Below are 5,739 nucleotides of genomic sequence, written 5' to 3'. Positions count from 1 at the left end.
CAGACCTTCCCGGAATACAGTTCTATACTGCAAACTTCTTAAAAAATGGAATGACGGGCAAAGGCGGAGCGGTATACGAAAAGCGTTGCTGCTATTGCTTTGAAACCCAGTATTATCCTGATTCCGTAAATAAACCGGAATTCCAGTCTCCAGTCTTAAAAGCCGGAGAAGAATATAAGACAACAACCATTTACAAGTTCTCTAATATAAAATAAAAATGAGCAATTAAAATAAACCAGGGACGCAGGATACTGCGCCCCTGCTCTTTTGTGAAAGGACATCTAGGTGTACATATGAATAAACAGAACGGAAAAGGAATTAAGGCATTATCTGCCTTGGGCCTGATTATAACAACCATCATATGGGGCAGCGGCTTTGTTGTGATGAAGAATTCGGTGGAAGTGGTTACTCCGGCTTACCTGCTGGCTTTACGATTTACCATTGCGTCTGTTGCGCTGGTAGCCGTATTCTGGAAGCGGGTGAAAAAAAGCAGTAAATCGGATGTGATGTGCGGCGGACTTTTAGGCGTATTCTTGTTTGTCAGTTATTTTTTTCAGACCTATGGGCTTAAATATACCACTGCCAGTAAAAATGCTTTTATCACCACCTTGTACGTGATCCTGGTGCCATTTCTTCATTGGTTTTATAACAGAAAAAAGCCTTCCAGAAACAATGTGGCAGCAGCAGGAATCGCAGTGCTGGGACTTGCGCTGTTGTCCCTGGAGGGAGACCTTTCTGTGAATATTGGGGATCTGATGACTTTGGTATGCGGCTTTTTCTTTGCGTTTCATATTGTTTTTATTGATCGTTATACCGAAGACCATGATCCCATTATCCTGACTGTGATCCAGATGGTCATGGCCTCAATCTTAAGCTGGGCAATTGCTCCGCTTTTGGAAGGTTCCTTAGATTTAGCCGTGATTGACACTTCCATGATGACCGGTCTGCTGTATCTTGGGATTTTTTGCACGATGATCTGTTTTCTTCTCCAGAATATGGGACAAAAGCATCTGACTCCCAATACTTCCTCCATTATTTTATCCTTTGAAGCTGTATTCGGCCTGATGTTTTCCGTTCTGTTTTTGGGGGAGCAGGTGACGGTAAAACTGGCTGCAGGATGTGTGCTGATGTTCACCTCCGTCATCTTATCTGAATATAGAAGAAAAGGTTCCGCAAAGGCATAGTTATCAGAAAGATTTGCCAGAGATTACCGTGAAAGCGCACGACTCAATGCGCAAAACAGTCGTTCATTTTATACCTTTTTCGCTGGGTGTATAAAATTTCAACCTTGTGCATTTCAAAAATGACCAATATAATCTAAATATAACAACAGAAAACAAATGATTTTCAAGGTTGAGATTGAGGGGGATTAAAATGATCAAATGTAAGAAATGGATCAGCGCAATGATGGCAGCAGCAGTAAGTGTATCACTTTTGTCCGGCTGCGGAAGCAAAGCGAAGATTAACACACCAGATGCATCTGACACAGCACAGGCAGATGGTTCTGCCGCTGCCCAGAACGAGGTCATTCGTGTATGGTCTGACAATGCACATGAAAAAGAGCTTCGTATGGAACAGATTGCTGAATTCAATAACACTATTGGCAAGGAAAAGGGTATTACAATTGAGTATACAGTTTATGGAGCAAACTGGGAAGACACCATAAAGGTAGCTGCACAAGCAGATGAGGCTCCGGATCTTTTCAGACCAAACGGTACGTTTTTGAAAGAATTTGTGGATTCCGGTTTTTTAGTCCCAATCAGTGATTTGCCAGGCAGCGAAGATTTCCTAGCCCGCTATGATGGGGTACTTGCAGTAAACCAGCACATTTTTAACGACAAGGTTTATACACTTCCTTACAACTTAACGACTACCAAATTCATTATTAATCGTGACTTGTTTGACAAAAATGGTATCAAGGATGCACCGAAAACCTGGAATGAAGTTCGCGAATATGCAAAAATCATCACTGAGAACGGTGGTGGTGAAGAGTTTGGTTATGTTTTAGGCCTCAAATCCAACTGGATTGCAACCTCTTATATTATTCGTCCGGCAGGCCAGAATGTAGGCCATATCGGATTTGATAATGATACTCTTAAATTTGACTTCTTAGCATTGCTTCCTCAGATAGAACCGATTATCGGAATGGTAAAAGACGGAAGTGTTTTACCGGGATCAGCAGGTCTAGACGCAGACCAGATGAGAGCACAGTTTGCAGAAGGCCGTATCGGTATGATTCCTGGTGTCAGCTTTGATGTTGGTGTTTATAATGACCAGTTCCCGGCAAAATGTAATTGGGAAGTTGTTGATGTACCGGCTTTTGAAGACAGTGGTTCACCTTATAAAGAATTTTCTGATGCTACCTCTTTGCTAGGTGTTGGGAAAGCTGCTTTGAAACATCCGGAAAAAGTGCTTGAAGTTTTGAAATTCTTCTATTCTGATGAATGTGCAGCACAAATGTATGAAGCGTCACTTTATATTCCATTCCGTTCAGAAGCCATTGCGCTTGCTGCAAAAGAACCAGAGAGAAAAGGCTTTAAAGAGTTTGCAAATGTTCCTGATAAAGTTTTAATGCTTCCTATGCCAGATACTTTTATTACCGTTGAAGGTACTGCTTACCGTGACGCGTTCCTTTCCCTGCTGTCAGATACCAATGCAGACCCGGTAGCCGTGATTACGGATGTTGAGAAGAGATACAATGATGCACTTGCGTCACAGGTAGATCCTGCAGTACTGGAAACATTCCGCACACCGGCAGACAGAGATATCAAGAGGTAATCATTTCAATTTGGAGGTAGGATTGTGAAAATAGATATTGCTGCTAAGAGCGCTGATATAATCAGAGAAGCAGACGTGTTGGTTGTTGGAGGCGGGCCTGCAGGTATTGGAGCTGCTGTTTCAGCCGGACAGGCAGGACTTAAGGTATTACTTTTAGAGAAAAACGGATTTCTAGGTGGCAATATCACCGCAAGTTATGTAGAGACCTGCAATTACTTTATGAAGAATACTCCTTTTCATAGCTGTGGCGTGTATGCCAGGATGGAAGCAGGATATAGGGAGAAGTTTGGGCGTTCCCAGGATATCAGACCCAATGCTCCCCACCGGTTTAACAGTGAAAACTTAAAAATTTATCTGGATACTTTTGTACATAGTGCAGGTGTTGAAATATTATTTCATTCATTTGTGAACGATGTTGTATTAAAAAATAATAGGATTGAAGCGGTGATTATCCAGACAAAGCAGGGGCCGGTGGCTGTCAAAGCCGGTATTGTAATCGACTCAACCGGTGACGGAGATGTTGCTTATTCCGCCGGAGTTCCTTTTGAACAGGGCAGAGACACGGATCATTTGTGCCAGCCTGGAACACTAAGTTTCCGTGTGACTGGAGTGAATGCGGCTTTACTTATGGAAAACGGCGAAGACAAGTTAGCGGAGATCGGCAGGAAATACAAACAGGATTACCGTGCAGGGAAAACAGGACTTACCTGTAAACGTCAGGATCTTCCGTTTGGAAGAATGACTGCAGGAGGCCAGATCAGCTATGTAAACTATCCTTGTGCTTATGGCATCGACCCCACCGATATCGCAGACTTATCACGCGGAGAAGAAGAATGCCGGCAATATATTTTGGAAATGGTAGAATATATGAGCAAAAATTTCGTTGGGATGGAGCATGTGGAGCTTTCTTCCATTGCCACAGAAATTTGTTTCCGTGACAGCAGGCGCTTTGTGGGACGGTATAAATTGACCATAGAGGATATGGAGACGGACCGCTGGTTTGACGATGTGATTGCAGTATATCCGCGTTTTTATGATATGCTGGCTCCGGATGCAGAAATGGATGGCGACGGAAGTGTGGAAGGCAAAGGCTACAAGGGACATATCTATGTGCCTATTGAAGGAAACCGGTCATTCCAAATCCCGTACTTTAGCCTTATACCTGAAAAGATTGATAATCTTTTGCTGAGTGGACGCAGTATCAGCTGTGACCATGTGGCACAAAGTGGTATCCGTGCCATATCTGCTTGTATGCAGACAGGTGAGGCAGCAGGAGCAGCAGCAGGGATAGCCCTAAAATCTGGTGTTGCACCGGTTGACGTAAATATAGCAGAATTACAAAATGTACTACGCACGCAAGGCGTTATATTACCATAATTGAATGTTATTTATACTTAAATCCCCCTACAAACGCTGCCTTACTACTTATAGATGCGGGTTTATAGGGGGTTTCCCTTACTTTGTGTATAGAGAGGTGATCGTATGGTTCAACCTAAAAAAAAGAAAAATTTTTTTAAGTCAGATACCGCACAAGCGGTTATGATGATATCGCCAATGCTCGTAGGATTTATTGTTTTTACTTATCTGCCAATACTGTACATTGTAAGATATTGTGTGTATAATTATGATGGTTATAATAAATTAACTTTTATTGGATGGGATAATTTTGTGCGTATTTTTATGAGAGACCCGGCATATTGGGAATCCCTGCTTAACACTGTCGTTCTTTCAGCGGGAAAACTAATCATCGAAATTCCTCTGGCACTGCTTTTTGCAGTGCTGTTAAACAAAGGACTAAAGGGATCCGGATTTTTCAGAGTAATGCTTTTTTTACCTACTATAATTAGTACTGCAATCATTGGTTTGATTTTTTCCCTGATGTTTTCCGCATATCGAGGAGTAATCAATACGATGCTGACGGATATCGGGTTGATTGCTGCTCCAATTGACTGGTTTGGTTCCAAGTGGTCAGCTATGGCAGTGTTAGGTATGGCATCCATATGGTGTTATCTGGGAATCAATATTATTTTCTTTTTGATGGCGCTCCAAAGCGTTCCGGCGGAACTGTATGAATGTGCAAAACTGGACGGAGCAAGTGCCTCACGCACGTTTTTCAGTATTACGATACCTATGATTGGTCCCATTTTCCGGATTGTGCTGCTCAATGCTATTATTGGAAGCTTAAAAGTAAATGATTTGGTTTTGGCGTCCACCAATGGCCAGCCCGGAGGCAGAACAGAGGTAGTTATGACCTATGTCTTTAAATACTTCTTTGGTTATTCCGGACGGAGAGTGGAGGTCGGCTATGCGTCAGCGATGGCGGTGGTCACGGGGGGGTTCCTGGGAATTATCACGCTCATTTACTTAAAATCAAGCAACAAAATGACCGCAGAATAGGAGGGGAAAGACAATGAAAAATAAAAGACTATTGTCAAAAATTTTTATATATGCGTTCTTGATTGTTGCATTGGTTGTTGCGATTTTTCCTATTTTCTATACACTGATGGCCTCCGTAAAAAGTAATCAAGAGCTGCTTGCCAATCCAAGTGCCATTTTCCCGGAAAAATTTATTTTTGATAATTATGTTCAGGCCTGGCAGCTGGCAAACTTTAAACAATATACACTTAACAGTGTTCATATGGCATTCTTCATCGTTGTGGGAACCATCATTACCAGTACCATTGCAGGTTATGTTTTTGAACGTGGAAAATTCAGAGGAAAAGATATCATTTTTGCATTTGTACTTTCCAGTATGTTCGTTTCACTTGGCAGCCTTACGCTTTACCCCACATTAATGATTGCGAAATTCTTTCATATGAACAAGTCTTTATGGGGGGTTATCATCATCAGAGTGTTGGGCTTAAATGTCAGCAATCTTTTTATAGCCAGAGGTTATATTGCAACGATTCCAAAAGAAGTGGATGAAGCCGCAAAAATAGATGGATGCAGTTTCTTTGGTAT

5 protein-coding genes and 1 pseudogene are annotated in these 5,739 nt (G+C 42.1%); all 6 read left to right on the top strand.

Annotated elements, in window-relative coordinates:
* Window positions 1-215: aldose epimerase family protein (locus RT269_RS29570; RefSeq protein ID WP_331664268.1), on the top strand; the 215-nt coding region annotated here is incomplete at its 5' end.
* 78 nt (window positions 216-293) lie between these two features.
* Window positions 294-1,184: a DMT family transporter gene (locus tag RT269_RS29565; RefSeq protein WP_313188079.1), complete on the top strand. Its 891-nt coding sequence runs from the start codon at window positions 294-296 to the stop codon at window positions 1,182-1,184.
* Between the two features lie 190 nt (window positions 1,185-1,374).
* Window positions 1,375-2,778, top strand: a complete 1,404-nt coding sequence (locus RT269_RS29560) for an ABC transporter substrate-binding protein (protein ID WP_313188077.1) — start codon at window positions 1,375-1,377, stop codon at window positions 2,776-2,778.
* A gap of 24 nt (window positions 2,779-2,802) precedes the next feature.
* Entirely contained in the window at window positions 2,803-4,155 is a 1,353-nt protein-coding gene (locus tag RT269_RS29555; RefSeq protein WP_313153420.1) for an FAD-dependent oxidoreductase, read from the top strand.
* 105 nt (window positions 4,156-4,260) lie between these two features.
* Complete coding sequence (locus RT269_RS29550) at window positions 4,261-5,175, top strand: carbohydrate ABC transporter permease (protein ID WP_313188075.1); 915 nt, start codon at window positions 4,261-4,263, stop codon at window positions 5,173-5,175.
* Window positions 5,176-5,188: 13 nt separating this feature from the next.
* Window positions 5,189-5,739: pseudogene (locus tag RT269_RS29545) on the top strand (carbohydrate ABC transporter permease); the annotation flags it as partial.

The organism is Lacrimispora sp. (genome assembly GCF_032078915.1).
GTDB lineage: Bacteria > Bacillota > Clostridia > Lachnospirales > Lachnospiraceae > Lacrimispora.
The sequence above is the reverse complement of the archived record's forward strand: the minus strand, read 5'-3'. Positions and strand labels throughout refer to the sequence as shown.